This is a genomic window from Aureimonas flava, assembly GCF_003583935.1.
GTDB lineage: Bacteria > Pseudomonadota > Alphaproteobacteria > Rhizobiales > Rhizobiaceae > Aureimonas > Aureimonas flava.
The window spans coordinates 76801-95666 of record NZ_QYRN01000010.1; the positions used below are offsets into that span (position 1 = coordinate 76801).

Annotated in this window: 14 protein-coding genes; 9 read left to right on the forward strand and 5 right to left on the reverse strand. The window is 71.8% G+C overall.

Features of this window, described 5'->3' with window-relative positions:
• Positions 1–7 precede the first annotated feature (7 nt).
• The 4 genes from D3218_RS17170 to D3218_RS17185 are packed head-to-tail and all read right to left on the reverse strand — an operon-like array spanning position 8 to position 3682.
• Positions 8–766: an iron ABC transporter ATP-binding protein gene (locus tag D3218_RS17170; protein ID WP_119541303.1), complete on the reverse strand. Its 759-nt coding sequence runs from the start codon at positions 764–766 to the stop codon at positions 8–10.
• Positions 763–1761: an iron chelate uptake ABC transporter family permease subunit gene (locus D3218_RS17175; protein WP_119541304.1), complete on the reverse strand. Its 999-nt coding sequence runs from the start codon at positions 1759–1761 to the stop codon at positions 763–765. Before D3218_RS17175 ends, D3218_RS17170 begins: the two co-directional genes overlap by 4 nt.
• Entirely contained in the window at positions 1751–2713 is a 963-nt protein-coding gene (locus D3218_RS17180) for an ABC transporter permease (RefSeq protein ID WP_119541305.1), read from the reverse strand. The genes D3218_RS17175 and D3218_RS17180 overlap by 11 nt, the downstream gene beginning before the upstream one ends.
• Before the next feature lie 27 nt (positions 2714–2740).
• Positions 2741–3682, reverse strand: a complete 942-nt coding sequence (locus D3218_RS17185) for a siderophore ABC transporter substrate-binding protein (protein WP_168990579.1) — start codon at positions 3680–3682, stop codon at positions 2741–2743.
• 302 nt (positions 3683–3984) lie between these two features.
• On the opposite strand from D3218_RS17185, the gene D3218_RS17190 reads away from it, so the two are divergent.
• The 6 genes from D3218_RS17190 to D3218_RS17210 all read left to right on the forward strand — a co-directional run bounded on the left by D3218_RS17190 (position 3985) and on the right by D3218_RS17210 (position 13288).
• Positions 3985–6261, forward strand: coding sequence for a TonB-dependent receptor (locus D3218_RS17190; RefSeq protein WP_119541346.1), 2277 nt, complete (start codon positions 3985–3987; stop codon positions 6259–6261).
• A gap of 87 nt (positions 6262–6348) precedes the next feature.
• On the forward strand, positions 6349–8142 hold the full coding sequence (locus tag D3218_RS17195) for an IucA/IucC family protein (protein WP_119541307.1): 1794 nt from the start codon (positions 6349–6351) through the stop codon (positions 8140–8142).
• A 19-nt stretch (positions 8143–8161) separates the two neighbouring features.
• Positions 8162–9862, forward strand: a complete 1701-nt coding sequence (locus tag D3218_RS20160) for an IucA/IucC family protein (RefSeq protein ID WP_168990580.1) — start codon at positions 8162–8164, stop codon at positions 9860–9862.
• Positions 9859–11127: an AMP-binding protein gene (locus D3218_RS20165; protein WP_168990581.1), complete on the forward strand. Its 1269-nt coding sequence runs from the start codon at positions 9859–9861 to the stop codon at positions 11125–11127. The genes D3218_RS20160 and D3218_RS20165 overlap by 4 nt, the downstream gene beginning before the upstream one ends.
• The gene (locus D3218_RS17205) at positions 11124–12434 is read left to right on the forward strand and encodes a DUF6005 family protein (RefSeq protein WP_119541308.1); all 1311 of its coding nucleotides are present in this window, start codon (positions 11124–11126) and stop codon (positions 12432–12434) included. Before D3218_RS20165 ends, D3218_RS17205 begins: the two co-directional genes overlap by 4 nt.
• Positions 12431–13288, forward strand: coding sequence for a sugar phosphate isomerase/epimerase family protein (locus D3218_RS17210; RefSeq protein WP_119541309.1), 858 nt, complete (start codon positions 12431–12433; stop codon positions 13286–13288). The genes D3218_RS17205 and D3218_RS17210 overlap by 4 nt, the downstream gene beginning before the upstream one ends.
• A 19-nt stretch (positions 13289–13307) precedes the next feature.
• Here D3218_RS17210 and D3218_RS17215 read toward each other — a convergent pair whose 3' ends face one another.
• Positions 13308–14342: a LacI family DNA-binding transcriptional regulator gene (locus D3218_RS17215; RefSeq protein ID WP_245415094.1), complete on the reverse strand. Its 1035-nt coding sequence runs from the start codon at positions 14340–14342 to the stop codon at positions 13308–13310.
• Positions 14343–14473: 131 nt separating this feature from the next.
• Between D3218_RS17215 and D3218_RS17220 the strand changes: the two genes are divergently transcribed.
• From D3218_RS17220 to D3218_RS17230, 3 genes are all read left to right on the forward strand, one after another.
• Positions 14474–15499: an ABC transporter substrate-binding protein gene (locus tag D3218_RS17220; RefSeq protein ID WP_119541347.1), complete on the forward strand. Its 1026-nt coding sequence runs from the start codon at positions 14474–14476 to the stop codon at positions 15497–15499.
• Positions 15500–15560: 61 nt separating this feature from the next.
• Complete coding sequence (locus D3218_RS17225; protein ID WP_119541311.1) at positions 15561–17801, forward strand: ABC transporter permease; 2241 nt, start codon at positions 15561–15563, stop codon at positions 17799–17801.
• Positions 17798–18865 (forward strand): ABC transporter ATP-binding protein, encoded by a 1068-nt coding sequence (locus D3218_RS17230; RefSeq protein ID WP_119541312.1) that lies wholly within the window; start codon positions 17798–17800, stop codon positions 18863–18865. Before D3218_RS17225 ends, D3218_RS17230 begins: the two co-directional genes overlap by 4 nt.
• The last annotated feature ends 1 nt before the right edge of the window (position 18866 follow it).

The following is an 18866-nucleotide window of genomic DNA, read 5'->3' on the forward strand; positions in this document are numbered from 1 at the left end:
CTCCGCCCTAGCGCCAGAACAGGCAGGTCGGCCGGCCGTCGATGCGCCGCACGGCGAAGGGCACGCCGTAGATCGCCTCCAGCACCGGCGCCTGGACGATCTCCTCCGGCGTGCCCTGCCGGCACACCCGACCGGCGCGCATGGCCACGATATGGTCCGAATGCCAGGCGGCGAAGTTGATGTCGTGGAGCACCACCACCACGGTGCGGCCGAGCTCGTCCGCCGCGCGGCGCAGGATGCGCATCATGGACGCCGCGTGCGGCATGTCGAGATTGTTGAGCGGCTCGTCCAGGAGCAGGTAGTCCGTGTCCTGGCAAAGCACCATGGCGACGAAGGCGCGCTGGCGCTGCCCGCCCGACAGTTCGTCCAGGAAGCGGTCCGCGAGGTCCCCGAGGTCGAGATAGGCGAGCGCGCGCGCCACATGCTCCGCGTCGCCCGGCGCGGGGCGGCCGCGCGAATGGGGATAGCGGCCGAACGCCACGAGGTCGCGCACCGTGAGGCGCGCCGTCATGTGGTTGTCCTGGCGCAGCACCGCGAGCCGGCGCGCCAGCACCGGCCCCGGCGTCGTCGACACGTCGAGCCCGTCCACGCGGATCCGGCCGCCGTCGAGCCCCGCCAGCCGCGCCACCAGCGACAGGAGGGTCGACTTGCCCGCCCCGTTCGGGCCGATGATCGAGGTAACGCCGCGCGCCGGGATGCGCAGCGTCACGTCATCCACCACGGGCGTGTCGCCGAAGGCCTTGCGGGCACTCTCGATCTCGATCAACGGGCGGCTCCGCGCAGCACGAGGGCGAGGAACACGAGGCCCCCCAGGAAGTCCACGATCACCGACAGGGCGGTGTCGAAGGCGAAGACGCGCTCCAGCACCGTCTGCCCGCCGACCAGCACGACCACCGCGACGAGGCAGGCGGCGGGCAGGATCTCTCGATGGCGGCTGCGTCCGACCAGCGCATGGGCGAGGCTCGCGACCAGGAGGCCGAAGAAGGCGACGGGCCCGACCAGCGCGGTGGACACGGCGACCAGGACCGACACCGCCAGCCAGATCAGGAGCACGGTGCGCGCATGGTCGAGGCCGAGGTTGATCGCATGGTCGCGCCCGAGCGCCAGGACGTCGAACGCCGGGCCGAGGCGCCAGAGCCCGACCGTCACCGCCGCCACCAGCGCGGCCGACACGCCCAGAAGCAGCGTATCGGCCGTGCCGAAGCTGGCGAACAGGGAATCCTGGAGGATCTGGAAGCTGTTGGGGTCGAGCAGGCGCTGCAGGAAGGCGGAGAGCGACCGGAACAGGATGCCGAACACGATGCCGGCCAGCACCAGGCGATGCAGGCTGCGCTCCTCGCCCAGGAACAGCCAGCGGAACAGGAGCGCCGAGAAGCCGGCCATCAGCGTGGCCTCGCCAAGGAAGCGCAGCCGGGGGTCGGCCAGTGTCAGGGTCGAGACGCCCAGCACCACGGCGACGGTGGTCTGCATCAGGACGTAGAGCGCGTCGAAACCCATGATCGAGGGCGTCAGGATGCGGTTGCGGGTGAGGGTCTGGAACAGGACGGTGGACACCGCGACGCAGTAGGCCACCAGGAGCAGCGCCAGCAGCCGCCGTCCGCGAAAGGCGAGCACGAAGCTCCAGGAGCCGCGCGCGCCGACGGTCAGGAAGGCGAGCACGGCCAGGAGGGCGAGCGCGGCGAGCCCCGCCAGCACCAGCGCCGGGCGGCCGGGGAGGGACGGCCGCGCGCCCCGCGCCAGGCCCTGCGCGTCAGGCCCCATGCCGGCGCGTCCGCAGGAGGAGGGCCAGGAACAGCGCGCTGCCGAGGACACCCATCACGACGCCGATCGGGATCTCGTAGGGGTATCGCAGGAGGCGGCCGAGGATGTCGCAGGCGAGCACCAGCGCCGCCCCGCCGATCGCCACCCAGGGAACGGTGGCGCGCATGTTGTCGCCGACCGCCAGGCTGACGAGGTTCGGCACCACCAGGCCAAGGAACGGGATCGCTCCCACCGAGGCGAGCGATACGGCGGCGATCACCGAGACCAGCACGAGGCCGAGGGCGGTCGCCGCCTCGTGGTTCAGACCGAGGCCGACGGCGACGTCGCGGCCCATCCCCGCCAGCGTGAGGCGGTCCGCCGCCCAGTAGGCGAGAAGCGTCGCGCCGAGGCCGAGCCAGAGAAGCTCGTAGCGCCCGCGCAGCACGGCCGAGAAGTCGCCGGTGGTCCAGGCGAGCAGCGAGGGCAGGAGCTGGAAACGGAGGGCGAGGAAGGTCGCCAGCGCCCCGATCACGCCGCCGAACATCAGGCCCACCAGCGGCACGAGCATCGCGTCGCGCAGGGGCACGAAGCGCAGGATTCGCAGGAACAGCGCGGTGCCGCCGAGCGCGAACAGGGCCGACACCGCCATCTTGGCGATCGGCGGCCAGCCCGGCGCGAGGAGCGTCGCCAGCAGCAGGCCGAGCGTCGCGGCCTCCGTGGTGCCGGTGGTGGAGGGTTCGGCGAAGCGGTTGCGCACGATCATCTGCATCACCAGCCCGCCGATCGCCAGCGAGGAGCCGGCCAGGAGGATCGCCAGCGTGCGGGGCACGCGGCTGGCCGCCAGGAGCAGCGCCGCCCGGTCCTCGGGCGCCGCACTGATGAGCGCGGCGGGCGAGACGTCGCCGACGCCCACGAAGAGGCTGGCGACCGCGAGCAGCGCGGTGGCGAGGACCGCGGACAGAAGCGGGACCATGCGGCTCGGGATCCGAAGCGCCGCGCCTCAGGTGCCGCCGCGATAGCCGGCGACGACCTGGTCGAGGAGGCGCATCAGGCCGGAGTAGCCGTGCATGGTGATGTAGGCGGCGGCCGGATCGAGATAGACGATCTGGTTGCGTCGCCAGAAGGTCGTGGTCCGGATCAACTCGTTGTCGAGCGTGGCGCGCGCCGCGCCCTCGTTGCCGATGCCCGCGTCCCGGTCCACCACGAACAGCCAGTCGGGATCGACCTGCAGCAGATACTCGAAGGAGATCGCGTCGCCGCCGTGGTTGCGGTCGTCCACCGCGCCGATCGGGGAGGGAACGCCGAGCGCGTCGTGGATCCAGGCGACGCGCGAGCCGGGACCGTAGACCCCGAGCCGGCCGCCGTTGGCGACCACCACGAGGCCGGTGCCGCGCCCGCCGGCGGCCCCGCGCGCCTCGGCCACCTTGGCATCCAGCGCGGCCGAGAGTTCGGCGGCACGCGTCTCGCGCCCGAAGATCGCGCCGTAGCGGGCAAGGCTCGCCTTCACCCCGCCGACGATGTCGGCGTTGTCCAACGTCGCGTCGATCGTGGGCGCCAGGGCGCTGAGGATCGGGTAGCTCGCGCGCGAGCGGTTCGCCACCACCACGAGGTCGGGCGCGGCGGCGGCGATGGCCTCGATGTCGGGCTCCTGGAGCGAGCCGACGCGCGGCACCTCGGCGCCGATCCGGTCGGCAAGGTAGGGCGGGGTCGCCGAGGCAGGCACGCCCGCGACCGGCACGCCCAGCGCGTCGAGATTGTCGAAGGCGGCCCAGTCCGTCACCACGACGGTCGCGGGAACGCCCTCCAGCGCGGTCTCGCCCTGGGCATGCGAGACCACGAGGGGTTCGGCACGCACCGGCAGGACCGAGAGCGCCGCGACGGCGACCGCGAGGGCGGCCATGCGGGTGCCGCCCCGGCGGGCGCTTCGGCGGAAGGGGGGCATGGCTCGGCTCCGGATGGCGGGTCGCTTGTGGCTCGGATGCCTCGGCCTATCCGATATCTGATTGTTTCTGTCCAGTTTTTGCTGCGCCGAAAACGCGCGGGCTGCCCCATTCGGCGCCTGTCGCATTGCCGCGAAACGGCCGAATATATCGGATCAATACATGAAGTTGTGCGGAATGTTGGAGTCGTTATAAATCAGAAATTAGAAATTTTCTACTTAAAATCTCACAAACATGTTATTTGATTCGACCAGTACGCTGCACCATCGACGCCAACGGCAGGAGTTGCTGCGGGGGTTTGAAGATGTCGTTGCGTGTTACGGTTTCTACTTCGGGTTGCTTGGGCGGCGCGGTATTGGCTGGCGTGTCGCTGGTGGCGCTTCTTTGCGCTCCCGCACGCGCCCAGGAGGCCGACGAAACGAACGCGCCGGCCAATGCCCGGGCGGTGCAGCTGGGCACGGTGGTCGTCGAGAGCGGCGGCGGGGAGGCGCCCGCGACCGGAACCGTCGGCCAGCCGCCCGCACCCTATGCCGGTGGGCAGGTGGCGACCGGCGCGCGCGTCGGAAGCCTTGGCAACCGCTCCGTGCTGGAAACGCCCTTCAACGTCACGAGCTTCACCGAGAAGCTGATCCGCGACCAGCAGGCGCGCTCGGTGGGCGACGTGGTGCTCAACGATCCCTCGGTCCGCAACGACGCGCCCGCCTTCTCCGAGCGGGACTCGTTCTTCATCCGCGGCTTCTCGGTGGTGAACCTCGACACCGCCTATGACGGGCTCTTCTATCTCGCCAACCCGCGTCGCCACTTCGTGGAGGGCATCGAGCGCGTCGAGGTCCTCAAGGGACCGACGGCGCTTCTGAGCGGCGGCGTCGGCCGTGTCGGCGGCACGATCAACCTCGTGCCCAAGCGCGCCGCCGACGAGCCGCTGACGCGCCTCACCACCACCTTCCTCGGCGATTCGCAGCTCTGGCCGCATTTCGACATCGGCCGCCGATACGGGCCGACCGGCGAATGGGGCATCCGCGTCAACGGCTCCTATCGCCAGGGCGACACGCCGCTCGACCGCAACGAGAACGAGGTGGTCGTGGGCGCCCTGGGCGCCGACTACCGCGGCGAGCGGCTGCGCGCCTCGATCGACCTGAACCACCAGGACCAGAAGATCCAGGCGCCGGTGTCCCTGTTCAACGCCGTGGCTCCGGGCGTTCCCATTCCCGACGCCCCGAACGGGCGCACCAACACCGCGAACGACTTCGAGTTCATCGATTCACGCTACGACATGGCCGCGGGGCGGGTCGAGTTCGACCTCCTCGACGACACCACGATCTATGCCGCCGGCGGCGTCAGCCGCTACCGCGAGGACTTCCTGACCGGCTCCTACACGATCGGCGACTCGCGCATCGGCAACGCGCAGCTCGGCGACGCGCAGGTCGACTTCGGCTTCAACCCGCAGGAGATCGAGGGCCGCTCCGGCGAGGTCGGGCTGCGCACCCGGTTCGACACGGGCTTCGTCGGCCACGAGGTGAACGTCTCGGCCTCCAGCGCGCGCAACGCCAACAACCGCGGCGAGTTCAACCCGCGTACCCTCGGCTTCCCGAGCTACACCACCAACATCTACGATCCGGTGGCGTTCGACGGCACGCCGCCCGACCTGTCGCGCCTGCCGCGCTCCAGCGACCTGATCCCCTTCGCCGACATCCTGGCCAACAGCCTCGCGCTGTCCGACACCCTGTCCTTCGCGCAGGACCGCTTCCAGTTCACGCTCGGCGGCCGCTACCAGGAGATCCGCTCGCGCGGCTTCAACACCCGGCCGGGCAATGCCAGCGCGCCGGTCGGCGAGATCAACTACTTCTACGAGGACAGCGAGATCACGCCGGCGGTGGCCGCCGTGGTGCGTCTCACCGACCACTTCTCGGTCTACGGCAACTACATCGAGGCGCTGACCGAGGGCCCGATCGCGCCCTCCACCGCGCTCAACGCCAACGAGGTCTTCGCGCCCTTCGTCAGCGAGCAGAAGGAGGTCGGCTTCAAGTACGACGCCGGCGCCTTCGGCTTCACCACCTCCTTGTTCCAGATCGAGCAGCCGAGCGGCTTCACCGATCCGGCGACGCGCGTCTTCGACGTGGACGGGCTCCAGACCAATCGCGGCGTCGAATTCACCGTGTTCGGTCAGGTCACCGACGCGCTGCGGCTCCTGGGCGGCGTCACGCTGATCGACGCGCGTCTCGACAGCACGACGGGTGGGCGCTTCGACGGCAACGCCGTGCCCGGCGTTCCCAAGGTCGCCTTCAACCTCTACGGCGAATACGACGTGGCGTGGCTGACGCCCGGACTGACCTTCACGGGCCGGGTCCTGCATACCGGCTCGACGCGCTACGACCAGGCGAACACGCAGCGCGTGGACGACTGGACACGGGTGGACCTCGGCGCGCGCTACGCCTTCGTCGGGCCTTACGAGAAGCCGGTCGAGATGCGCCTGGCCGTCGAGAACGTCTTCAACGAGCGCTACTGGGCCTCGTCGGCGCGCGGTTTCCTGGCCGCCGGCGCGCCGCGAACCGTCATGGTGTCCGCCTCGATCGACTTCTGAGCGGCGCGGTCGTCCCACCGCCCCTCCCGCCTTCGGCGACATCTCTCGCCGAAGCGCGGCCGCCCCGGCCGCAAGGATGCAGCATTCATGTCCCATGACGTCCAGGCCGCCGCCGAGGCGGCCGCCTTCCGAAGCTTCGCCAACGTCTACCTGCGCGAGATCGATCCCGGCATCGCCGTGCGGCATGCGCAGGCCGACGGCCCGCCCGCCGCTTGCCTCGAATGGGCGCTGCACCGGCAGCGCGTGCGGGTGCGCGCCGAGCTCGCGTCGGCCTCGCTCTGTGGCGCGCACCGGTTCGGCCGCGTCTGGCTGCGGAACCTCCACGAGCCGCGCTGGCGGATCGCCGCACCCCTGGCGGCGGTCCAGCTTCTTCTCGGCGAGGCCTTCGAGCGCGCCGAGGGTCCGGGACCGGGCACTGCGAGCGCGCGCGAGCGCGAGCTCGCGCTTCTCGGGCGCATTCTCGACAGCTACCGCGAGACCGCGCGCCAGCTCGCGCTCGCCGATCGCGCCGATCATGCCGAGGCGGCGGACGCGAGCTTCATCGCGGCCGAACGCTCCCTGGTGTTCGGCCACTGGCTGCATCCCACGCCCAAGAGCCGCCACGGCATGACCGGCTGGCAGGCACGCCGCTACGGGGCGGAGGAGGGCGGCACCTTCCAGCTCGTGGCCTTCGCCGGTGCCGCGTCGCGCGTGCGCCAGGCGTCCGCCGCCCCGCTGCCGGCCTCGCGGATCGCGCTCGACCTCCTGGGGACGAGCGCGGCCGGGATCGGCCTGCGGGCGGACGAGGTCCTGCTTCCCCTGCATCCGCTCCAGGCCGAGGCGCTCCTCCTCGAGCCGCACGTGGAGGCGGCGCTCGCCTCGGGGGCGCTCCGCCTCCTCGGCCCGCAAGGCCGTCGCTTCGCCGCGACCTCCTCGCTGCGCACGGTCTACGCGCCGAACGCCGCGTGGATGGCCAAGTTCTCGCTACCCGTCACGCTCACCAACTCGCTGCGCGTGAACCGCACGGCGGAACTGGAAGCGGGGGTCGCCATGGCCCGCCTGGCGAACCGGCTGGACTTCGCCGCGGCCTTTCCCGGCTTCCGCATCCTGGCCGATCCCGCCTGCCTCGCCTTCGCCTGGCCCGACCGCGAGGAGGGCGGCTTCGAGACCGTGCTGCGCGAGAACCCGTTCCGCGGCGGCGCGGAACGGGGCGTCGCCACGGTGGCGGCGCTCGCGGCCGAGCCGCCGCCTGGCCGCCGGTCGCGCCTGGAGGGTCTGATCCGGCGCCTCGGCGCCGCCGACGGCGAGCCGGCGGCCGCGGTGGCGCGCCGATGGTTCGGTCGCTATCTCGACTGCATGCTGGAGCCCGTGGCGGCGATGTTCGACCGGCACGGGATCGCGCTGGAGGCGCATCAGCAGAACGCCCTCGTGGACGTCTCCGCCGGCTGGCCGACGCGCGGCTTCTATCGCGACAACCAGGGCTTCTATCTCGCGGAATCGGCCCGCGAGACGCTCCTGGCGCTGGCCCCGGAGACCGCCCGCATCCCGGGCCTCTTCTTCGACGACCGCGAGGTGCGCCGTCGCCTCGGCTACTATCTCGTGGTCAACCAGATCTTCTCCGTGGTGTCGCGTCTCGCCCATGACGGGCTGGCGGGGGAGCACGAGATGCTCGACGGTCTGGCCGCACGCCTCGAGCGGATCGCGGCGGGCGCGGGGCCGCGCGGGCGCGCCTTCGCGCGGGCGATCCTGGAGGAACCGACGCTCTGCACCAAGGCCAACCTGCGCGTGCGCCTTCTCGGGCGCGACGAGCTGGCGAGCGCCGGGGACGCCGGCATCTACATGGACTATCCGAACCCGATCGCGCGCCTCCGGGCGCCGGCCCGCGATGCTCTCGCGTCCTGAGCCCGGAGGCGCCGGAGGGGTGGAGGACCGCGTCGCCCGCCAACTGGCGGAGGCGGCGCTGTTCGAGGGCCTCGCCGATCGCGTGGCGGCGGATGCGGCGGCGGGCACGATCGCCTGGCACCTCGGGGGGGCGCCGTGCCGGGCGCAGGGCGGGATCGGACCCTTCGGCCGCCCGCGCCTTCGCGACGGGTCGATCGAGATCGGGGACGGCCGGGGCGGCTGGCGCCCCGCCGGTTTCGCGGCGCTGGCGCGCCTCCTGCCCGGCACCCCGGACGCGCTGCGCCGACTGGAGGCGGAACTGGCCCAGACGATCGAGCTCTGCGACTGGAACCGCCGCTCGCTCCCGCCGCCGGACCGGCGCGCGCTGCCCTTCGCGCGCCTCGACGGCGCGATCGGCGAAGGGCACGCCTACCACCCCTGCTTCAAGGCGCGCACCGGTTTCACGATCGACGACCACCGGCGATACGGGCCCGAATGCGGCGAGCCGTTCCGCCTGGACTGGCTGGCGGTGCGGCGCGCCGACGTGGAGGCGGTGCTGCCGACGCAGGAGCGGGAATTCTGGCGCTCGCTCCTGGGCGACGACCTCGATCGGATCGCCCGCCGCCTCGCCGGCACGGGGGCGAGCCTCGCGAGCCACGCCCTCGTGCCCGTCCACCCCTGGCAGTTGCGCCACCTGCGGGGCGGGGCCCTCGTGGATCGGCTCGCGCGGGGCTGGGCGGTGGACCTCGGGCCGGCCGGCCGGCGCTACCGCGCCAGCCAGTCCCTGCGCACGCTCCACGATGCCGACGATCCGGCGGGCCGCAGCGTCAAGCTGGCGCTGAGCGTCGTCTCGACCTCCTCGCTGCGCACGCTGGATCCCCGGTTCGTCCTGACCGCGCCCGCCCTGTCGCGCTGGCTCGGCGAGACAGTGGCCGGCGATCCCCTGTTCGCGGGGCCCTACCGCCTCGATCTCCTGCCCGAGGACGCGGCGGTGCTGGCCGGGCGCGCGGGGCCGCTGGCCGGCCAGCTCGCGGCGATCTGGCGCGGCGGCGTGCGGCTCGAGCCGGGGGAGGCGGCCGTGCCCCTCAACGCCCTGTGGGCGGAGGAGGCGGACGGAGCGCTCCTCGCCGAACCCTGGATCCGGCGCCACGGCGGCGCCGATCGCTGGCTCGCGCGTCTCTGCGAGGTCGTGGCGCTGCCGGTCTGGCATCTCCTGGTGGCGCACGGCATCGCGCTCGAGGCGCACGGGCAGAACGCGATCCTGGTCCATCGCGACGGCTGGCCCGAGCGGCTGATCCTGCGCGACTTCCACGAAAGCGCCGAATACGCGCCGGGCTTCCTCGCGGCGCCCGAGCGCGCGCCCGATCTCGGCCGGATCGATCCCGCGCATGCCGGACCGCCGGACGACCGCTTCCACGCGATGCGGTCCGCCCCGGTCCTTGCCGAGCTCGTGACCGACAGCCTCTTCGTCTTCAACCTCGCCGAGCTGACCCACGCCCTCGCGCAGCGGCACGGGCTGGACGAGGCGGCCTTCTGGCCGGCGCTCGGCCGCCGTCTCGCGCGGCACGCCGCCGAGCACGGGCTGGAGGCGCGGCTCGCCCGGCTGCGGGTCGGCGAGGCCGCGCTGCGGGTCGAGTCGCTCCTGCGCCGCAAGCTCGGCGCACCGGCCGAAGAGCCGTGCTTCCACCACGTGCCCAATCCCTTCCGATCCATCCTGACACGAGAGGAGACATCCCGATGATCGAGATCGACGAGCGATCGATCCCGCAAAGCCGGATGGAGGAGGTCGTGGCGCAGGCCGCACAGGCCCTCGCGCCGGACGCGGCCCGAGGCGGACGCGTCGCCGTGCGCAGCCGCGACGCTGAGACGGTCCTGGCCTTCGTGCTGGCCGCGCGGCGTCACGGCGTCACGCTCCTGCCCGTCCATCCCGGCCTGCCGGACGAGGGAGCCCGGCGACTGGCCGAACGGGCCGGATGCGCCCGCCTGTTTCTGGACGGCTTCGAGCCGCTCCCCCTGCCGGACGCCCCGCCCGCACCGATGGAGGAACCGGCGCTCCTGCAGATGAGCTCCGGCACCACGGGCGAGCCGAAATGCATCGCCCGGAGCTGGCGCTCGATCGACCGGGAGATCGAGGCCTATGTCGCGGCGTTCCCCGAGGCGGACGGGATGACGCCGGTGGTGGCCTGCCCCGTCACCCATTCCTACGGGCTGATCTGCGGCGTGCTCGTGGGCCTGCGGCGCGGGCGGGTGCCGGTGATCCTCGACACCACCAACCCGCGCCACCTGATCCGGCGGCTGCGCGGGATCGAGCGGCCGGTCCTCTACACCTCGCCCGCCCTTCTCCACACCGTGTGCCGGCTGCTGCCGCCGGGCGAGCGCATCCACGCCGCGATGACCTCCGGCACGATCCTGCCGGCGCCCTGGTTCGCGGCGATCCGCGACCGGGTCACGCATCTCTTCCAGCAGTACGGCTGCTCCGAGGCCGGCTGCATCGCGATCAACCCCGACCTGCGCGAGGCGGCCCATATCGGCCGCCCGCTGCCCCATCACGCGGTGAGCGCGGGGACCTCGGCGGGCGAGCCGGCCGAGATCGTCGTGGCGGGCGCGGAGGGCGCGGTGCGCACCGCCGATCTCGGCTGGCTGCGCGAGGATGGAATGCTGGTCTTCGTGTCGCGCATCGACGACACGATCAACGTCTCGGGCCTGAACGTCTATCCGGGCGAGGTGGAGGACGTGATGATGGCGATGCCGGGCATCACCGACGCGGTGGCCTTCGCCCGGCCCGACGCGTTCTCGGGCGAGCGCGTCGCACTCCTATTCACCGCCGGGGAGGCGGTCGCCCCACGGGACCTGCAGGACTGGGCGCGGCGCTGGCTCGCCGGCTACCAGGTGCCCGGCGACGCCGTCCAGGTCGACGCTCTGCCCCGCCAGGCCAACGGCAAGATTTCGCGGCGCGCGGTGGCGCAGGCCTATCGCGAGGGCCGTTTCGAGAGGATGTCCGCATGAGCCGCGAGAGCGTCGTCGCGGCGATCGGCACGATCCTGCGCGAGGAGATGAACCACCCCCATCTCGACCGTTTCGGGCCGGACGCGCGGCTGAACGAGGATCTCTATCTCGACTCCGTCCAGCTCCTCCAGCTCATCCTCGCCCTGGAGCTGCGTCTCGAGCTGCAGGTCGGCGAGGAGGCGATCGCGCGCCAGGACGTGTCGACGGTCGCCGACCTCGCCGCGCTGCTGGTGCCTTCCGAGGCCGGTCCGCAGGCGCCGCCCCCTGCGGCCGTGGCGGAGGGCGAGGGGGTGCACGGGGAGATGCCCTACGACCTCAAGATCCATTGCTTCGTGAGCTGCGTCTGCGACGGGCTCAAGGCGCGCGGCATCGACCACCGGCCGTTCTATGCCCTGATCTGGGACGCCGAGTTCGCCATCACCGACGAGATGCGGCTCGCCTACCATTCCGACGCCATGGACCACGAGACGTTCCGCCACTGGTTCCAGCGGCTCTACGGCGTGCCGCTGGTGGCCTGGTACGACCCGTCCCGCTCCAAGGACGAGAACATCGGGACGCTGATCTCGCTCCTGCAGGGCCGGCGCGACGGGGAGCGCGTCATGGTGATGCTGGACATGTTCCACCTGCCCGAGCGTGAGAACAAGTTCAACCAGAACCCGTTTCCGCACTACCTGATGCTGGAGCTCACCGAGGACCCGTCCTGGTGGCAGGTGCGCGACCCCGACTTCCGCTGGGAGGGACGGATCGAGCGCGACAAGCTCCTGAACGCCATCCGGCAGCCGAGCGTCGCGGGCGGCTACCGGTTCGACACGGCGCTCGCCCATCCGCCGGCGGACGCCGATCTCGACGCCTTCTTCGCCGCCACCCTCCTGCCGGACAGCAACCCTCTGATCGACGCCGTGCGCGCGATCGTCGGCGCGCATGCCGAGGGGCGCGACGGCCTTCACCTGTCCGGGCTCGGCGACGCGCTGCGCGAGCTGCCGGTGATCACCATCCGCAAATGGGCCTACGAGCACGGCTTCGCCTTCTTCTGGCGGGCTCTCAAGTGGCCGCATGCGGAGTTCGACGCGATCTGCGACCGGATCGAGGCGCTGGTGAACGGGCTCACCGCTCTGCACTACCAGGTTCTCAAGGTGGCGCGGTCCGGCGATCGCACGCTCGTGCCCGCGCTGGTCGACCGGCTGGACGGGCTCGACGCGGCCGAGCGCGCGATCAAGCGCCGGCTGATGGAGGCCTACACCGCATGGCGGGCGGAGCGGATCGGGCCCGCCGACCTTCGCATGGGGGAGGCGCGGGTCCCGGCATGAGGCTGTCGCTCTGCACCATCACCTTCCGCCATCATCTCCTGTCGATCCGCGACATCGCCGATTTCGCGCGCCGCGCCGGCTTCGACGGCATCGAGCTCTGGGGCGTCCATGCGCGCAACCAGGGGCCGGGCGAGCATCGCGCGTGGCTCGCCGCGCAGGGGCTCGCCGTGCCGATGATCAGCGACTACCTGCCGCTCGACGCGGACGCCGAGGCGTTCGCGCGCCGCGTCGAGGAGATGGGCGAGATGGCGCGGGCCTGGGGAGCGCCCCGCATTCGCACCTTCGCCGGACGCAAGGGGAGCGCCGACACGGGCGAGCGGGAGCGCGCCTTCCTGACGGGGCGCCTGCGCGAGGCGGCCGCGCGGCTCGGCGATCGCGGCTTGCGGCTGCTGGTCGAAACCCATCCCGGCACGCTCGCCGACACCACCGCCTCTCTGGTCCGGCTGCTGGACGAGGCGCCCGAGCCCGCGCTTCGCGTCAACTTCGACCTGCTGCACGTCTGGGAGGGCGGCGACGATCCGCTCCTGGCGCGCCGGCGGCTGGCCGGGCGCATCGACTACCATCACCTCAAGAACGTGCGCGCCCGCCGGGACCTTGCTGTGTTCCGGCCCGCCAACGTCTATGCCGCCGCCGGACGGCGCGAGGGCATGGTGCCGCTGTTCGAGGGCGTGCTCGACTACGATCGCCTGCTGCGCGCGCTCCCCGCAGGGGCCGAGGGCTCGTTGGAATGGTTCGGCGACCGCTGCCACGAGGTCCTCGCCGCCGATCTCGCGGCCGTGCGGAGGTGCCGGGCGGGGCGGCTGGAAGAAGCGCCGGACGAGGCGCCGCGCCTCGGCCGTCGCCGCGCCGGCTGATCGCGGACCGGCTTCCCGCTCAGGCGCCTCTCGCGACCGAGGACCGCCACACGAGCGGCGCCTCGAAGACCCGGGTTCCCGGTTCCTCGACCTCGCCGTCCGCGACGAGCCGAACCGTCCAGTCGGCGATGTCGCGCACCGGCTGCGCGAAGGTCGTCAGGTCGTAGGACGCCCATCCGGCCTGTTCGATATCGTCGAACCCGATCACCCCGATCTCCGCCGGCACCCGCCGGCGGAAGCGGTGGCGCGCGGCGTCCAGGACGCCGCAGGCCAAGAGGTCGGTCACGGCGAAGACGGCGTCGGGCGGATCGTCCGAGGCCAGAAGCGCCGTTCCGCCTTCGAGACCGCTCTCGTAGGCCGTGGCGCCGCCCTCCCAGACCACGACCCGCGCGCCCGCCTGCCCGGCGGCGGCGAGGAAGCTGTCCCGGCGCGCCGTCAGGCTCGGCGTTCCCGCGGCCGACGATACGAGGGCGAGGCGTCGATAGCCGGCGCGCAGCAGGAGGGTCGCGGCCGTCCGGGCGGCGCGGGCGTGGTCGACCGAGAGGTTGGCGGTGCCCGGCAGGTGGTCGTCGCGGTTGAGCAGCACCAGGCGTTGGCCGCTGTCGAGGCAGCTCTGGGCGATCGAGCGATAGGGGGTGCCCGACAGGACCACGGTCGCGTCGGCGCGGTAGTTGAGCGTCTGGCGCAGCGCCCCTTCCACGTTGCCGGACGCGCGTCCCGCGTTCAGCACCATGACCACCTTGCCCGCCTCCTGCAGCGACCGCGACAGGCAGTCCAGGAGCCGCGACAGGTAGGGCGTGTGGATGTCGGCCACGATCAGGCAGACGATCCCGGTGCGCTGGCGCATGAGCCCGCGCGCCAGGTGGTTCACGTGGTAGCCGAGCTCGGCCGCGGCCGCCTCGACCTTGGCCCGCGTGTCCGGCGAGATGCTGGCGCCCGGCGTGAAGGCCCGCGACACGGCGGACCGCGAGACCCCCGCCAGCCGCGCCACCTCCTGCGCGCTGGCGAAGGCAGGCCCCGCCGTCGGGCCGCGCGTCGTTCTGGTGAGGGTCACGATCGTCCTTGCATGGGCGTGCATCGGTTGCCGGGTGCAAAATGACACTGTGCGGGAGAGTTGACAATTGCGTACCGGAGGTTGAGCTTGCACACGAGTGCAAAACAACAACGATGCTGGGAGGCTCGACCATGCGCACCAAACTTCTTGTCACCACCGTTCTGTTCGGCGCCCTGGTCGCGGCACTGCCCGCCCGGGCCGCCGGCAAGCTGAACCTCGTCTGCGCCGCCGACGTGAAGTGGTGCGAACTGATGGAGCGCCTGTTCGAGCGGGACCACGACATCGACGTCAACATGGTGCGCATGAGCTCGGGCGAGGCCTATGCGCGGCTGCGCGCCGAGGCCCGCAATCCCAAGACCGACATCTGGTGGGCCGGCACGGGCGATCCGCATCTCCAGGCGGCCGAGGACAAGCTGACGCTGGAATACAAGTCGCCCATGCTGGACCAGCTCCAGCCCTGGGCCCAGAAGCAGGCGGAAGTGTCCGGCTACCGCACGGTGGGCGTCTATTCCGGCGCGCTCGGCTGGGGCTACAACACCCAGATCATGGAGAAGAAGGGGCTCGCGGCGCCCGCCTGCTGGAAGGATCTCACGGACGCCAAGTACAAGGGCGAGATCCAGATCGCCAATCCCAACTCCTCGGGCACCGCCTACACCGCACTCGCCACGCTGGTGCAGCTCATGGGCGAGGACGAGGCCTTCGACTACCTCAAGTCGCTGAACGCCAACGTCACCCAGTACACCAAGTCCGGCTCCGCGCCGGTGAAGGCGGCGGCGCGCGGCGAAACCGGCATCGGCATCGTGTTCATGCACGACGCGGTGGCGATGACCGTGCAGGGCTTCCCTGTCGCGACGGTGGCCCCCTGCGAGGGAACCGGCTTCGAGGTCGGCTCCATGTCGATCGTCAAGGGCGCCCGCAATCTCGAGAACGCCAAGATCTTCTACGACTGGGCGCTGACCGCCGAGGTGCAGTCCAAGGCCGTGGAGGCCGATTCCTTCCAGTTGCCCTCCAACAAGGACGCCGACGTGCCGCCCGAGGCGCCCAAGCTCGGCGACATCAAGCTGATCGACTACGACTTCGCCAAGTTCGGCAATGCCGAGACCCGCAAGGCGCTTCTGGAGCGCTGGGACCGCGAGATCGGCGCCGCCGCCAACTGATCCGGCCCCGGCGGGCATCGTCCGGTTGCCCGCCGATCCCAACGCTTGGAAGGACCCGCCGATGGATTCGCGCGTTCGCTGGCTCGACGGCGCCTTGGCTCTCGCCGTCGTCGCCTTCGCGCTCCTGCCCTGGTACGGGCTGGAGGGCGGCGTCTGGGGCCTCGGCTGGGTGCGGGCCTGGCCGCTCTCGCCCGACGCGGCGCCCGGCCTCCTGCAGATCGGCCTGCGCTCCGCCCTCTGGCTGGTGCCGCTCGGCGCGGCCGTGGCCGCGGCGGCCGCCTTGCGCTTCACGCCGCCGGGCGAGCGGCGCGGGCGGCGGCTGGCGGCCATCGGCGGCATCGGGCTGGCGTTCCTGATCGCCGAGGGCCTGGCGATCGGCTACGGCGGCTGGAACTGGAGCGGCTGGGAAACGCTGTTCGGTCCTTTGGACGACGGCCAGCCGCCCTTCGGCGTCGGCGCCTTGGCGCTGGCGCTGGCGTTCCTCCTGTTCCTCTCGTTCGGACTGGCGGAGCGCGGGCGGCTGCGCGGCGACGCCTTCGTGCTGTCGGCCATCGCGCTCGTCGTGGCGCTGGTCGCAGCCTTCGTCCTCTACCCTCTGGCCAGCCTCTTCGCCGGTGCGTTCCAGGCCTTCGACGGCTCGTTCGACGCGACGAGCTTCCTCGCCAACATCCAGGATCCCTCGATCTGGTCGCTCGCCTGCCTCGCCGGCGGGGGGCATTGCGGGCTGGCCTGGCGCACCGCGACGCTGGCGATCTGCACCGGTCTCGGCACCACGATCCTCGGCCTCGCCTTCGCGCTGGTCGCCACCCGCACCGCCTTTCCCTTCAAGCGGCTGCTGCGTCTTCTGACCATCCTGCCGATCATCACCCCACCCTTCGTGATCGGCCTCGCGCTGATCCTCCTGTTCGGGCGCTCGGGCGTCGTCACGCAAGGGATCCTGGCGCTCACGGGTCTCGACGGCGGGCGCTGGCTCTACGGCCTGCCCGGCATCTGGATCGCCCAGATGCTGAGCTTCACCCCGATCGCCTTCATGGTGCTGATCGGCGTGATGGAGGGCATCAGCCCGGCGATGGAGGAGGCGGCGCAGACGATGCGCGCCAACCGCTGGCGCACCTTCTGGACCGTGACCTTTCCCCTGATGCGCCCCGGTCTCGCCAACGCCTTCCTGGTCGGCTTCATCGAGAGCATGGCCGATTTCGGCAACCCGCTGGTGCTGGGCGGCAGCCACGGGGTCCTGTCCACCGAGATCTTCTTCGCGGTGGTGGGGGCGCAGAACGATCCCGCCCGCGCCGCGGTGCTTGCCCTCGTCCTCCTCGCCTTCACCCTGTCGGCCTTCTTCCTGCAGCGCGTGTGGCTGCGCGGGCGCAGCTACACGACCGTCACCGGCAAGGGCGACGCGGGCCGCCATGCGGCGCTCGACCCGAAGCTGCGCGCCGCGGTGGTGGGCGTGGTCTCGATCTGGGTGGCCTTCACGCTGGTCGTCTACGCGATGATCGTCGCCGGCAGCTTCGTGCGCACGCTCGGCCTCGACAACACGGTGACGCTGGAGCACTACGCCAAGGCCTTCTCGGTATCGGCGGGCGATGCGGGCCTGCGCTGGACGGGCGTCGCGTGGGACTCGTTCTGGACCACGATGGAGATCGCCCTCCTCGCCGCGCCCCTCACGGCCCTGGTCGGCCTCCTGTCGGCCTACCTCCTGGTGCGCCAGCGCTTCGCCGGGCGCGAGATGCTGGAATTCGTGCTGATGCTGTCCTTCGCCATCCCCGGCACGGTGATCGGCGTCTCCTACGTGCTCGCCTTCAACCTGCCGCCGATCGAGATGACCGGGACGGCGCTGATCCTCGTGGTCTGCTTCGTGTTCCGCAACATGCCGGTCGGCGTGCGCGGCGGCATCGCGGCCATGAGCCAGCTCGACCGGAGCCTCGACGAGGCCTCGCTGACGCTGGGCGCCAACTCCTTCACGACGCTCCGACGCGTGGTGCTGCCGCTGCTGAAGCCGGCGATCGTGGCGGCGCTGGTCTATTCCTTCGTGCGCTCGATCACCTCGATCAGCGCCGTGATCTTCCTGGTCAGCGCCCAGTACAATATGGCGACCTCCTACATCGTCGGCCTGACCGAGAACGGCGAATACGGCGTGGCCATCGCCTATTCCACCATGCTGATCGTGGTCATGGTCTGCGTGATCGCGATCTTCCAGCTCCTGGTCGGGCAACGGACCCTGCGCCGGGAGACCCGCAACGCCGCGCCGGCCGCCGCCGCGCCCGCCGCAGCCGCCACGCTTTCCCGGGAGACGCCCGCATGACCAGCCCCGACGCGCTCAAAGGGTCCGTCCGCTTCGACGCCGTCGAGAAGCGGTTCGGGTCCGTCGTCGCCATCCGCTCGCTGAGCTTCGACATCGAGCCGGGCACGCTGGTGACGCTGCTCGGCCCCTCCGGCTGCGGCAAGACCACGACCTTGCGCATGCTGGCGGGCCTCGAGCAGCCGAGCGCCGGGCGCATCCTGATCGGCGGCCGGGACGTCACCAACCTGCCGGCCAACGAGCGTGACGTCTCGATGGTGTTCCAGTCCTACGCGCTCTTCCCGCACATGAGCGTCGGCGAGAACGTGGCCTACGGTCTGCGCTCGGGCGGCAGCTCCCGGCGCCAGGCGCTCGATCGCGCCAGGGAGGGCCTCGCCCTCGTCGGCCTGGAGGGCTTCGCCGAGCGCCTGCCGAGCGAACTGTCGGGCGGCCAGCAGCAACGCGTCGCCGTGGCGCGCGCGCTGGTGCTGGAGCCGCAGGTCCTGCTTCTCGACGAGCCGCTGTCCAACCTCGACGCCCGGTTGCGCCGCCATGTGCGCACCGAGATCCGCGAGCTGCAGCAGCGCCTCGGCTTCACCGCCGTCTACGTGACCCACGACCAGGAGGAGGCGCTGGCCGTGTCCGACCGGATCGTGGTCATGCGCAGCGGCGAGATCGCGCAGGCCGGCACCCCGCGCGAGCTCTACGAAGCGCCCGCCTCGTCCTTCATCGCCGACTTCATCGGCGAGGCCAACGTCGTGCCCTGCGACGTGGCGCGCGCGCAGGACGGCGGGCTGGAGGCGCGGCTGGGCGGGCTGCGCCACCCGATCCGAGCGGGCGCCGCGCGCGAGGGCGCCGCCCAGCTCGCGATCCGCCCGAACGCGATCACCCTCGGCGACCCGGCGCCCGACCGCCTGGACGGACGCGTGGCCAGCGCCGCCTATCTCGGCGACCACATCGAATACGAGGTCGAGACGGCGCTCGGCCGCCTGTTCGTGGTCGACACCGCCATCGAGAACGTCCGCCCCGTCGCCAGCGCCATCGGCATCGGCCTGCACGAGCGCGGCGTTGCCCTGATCCCCGCCTGAG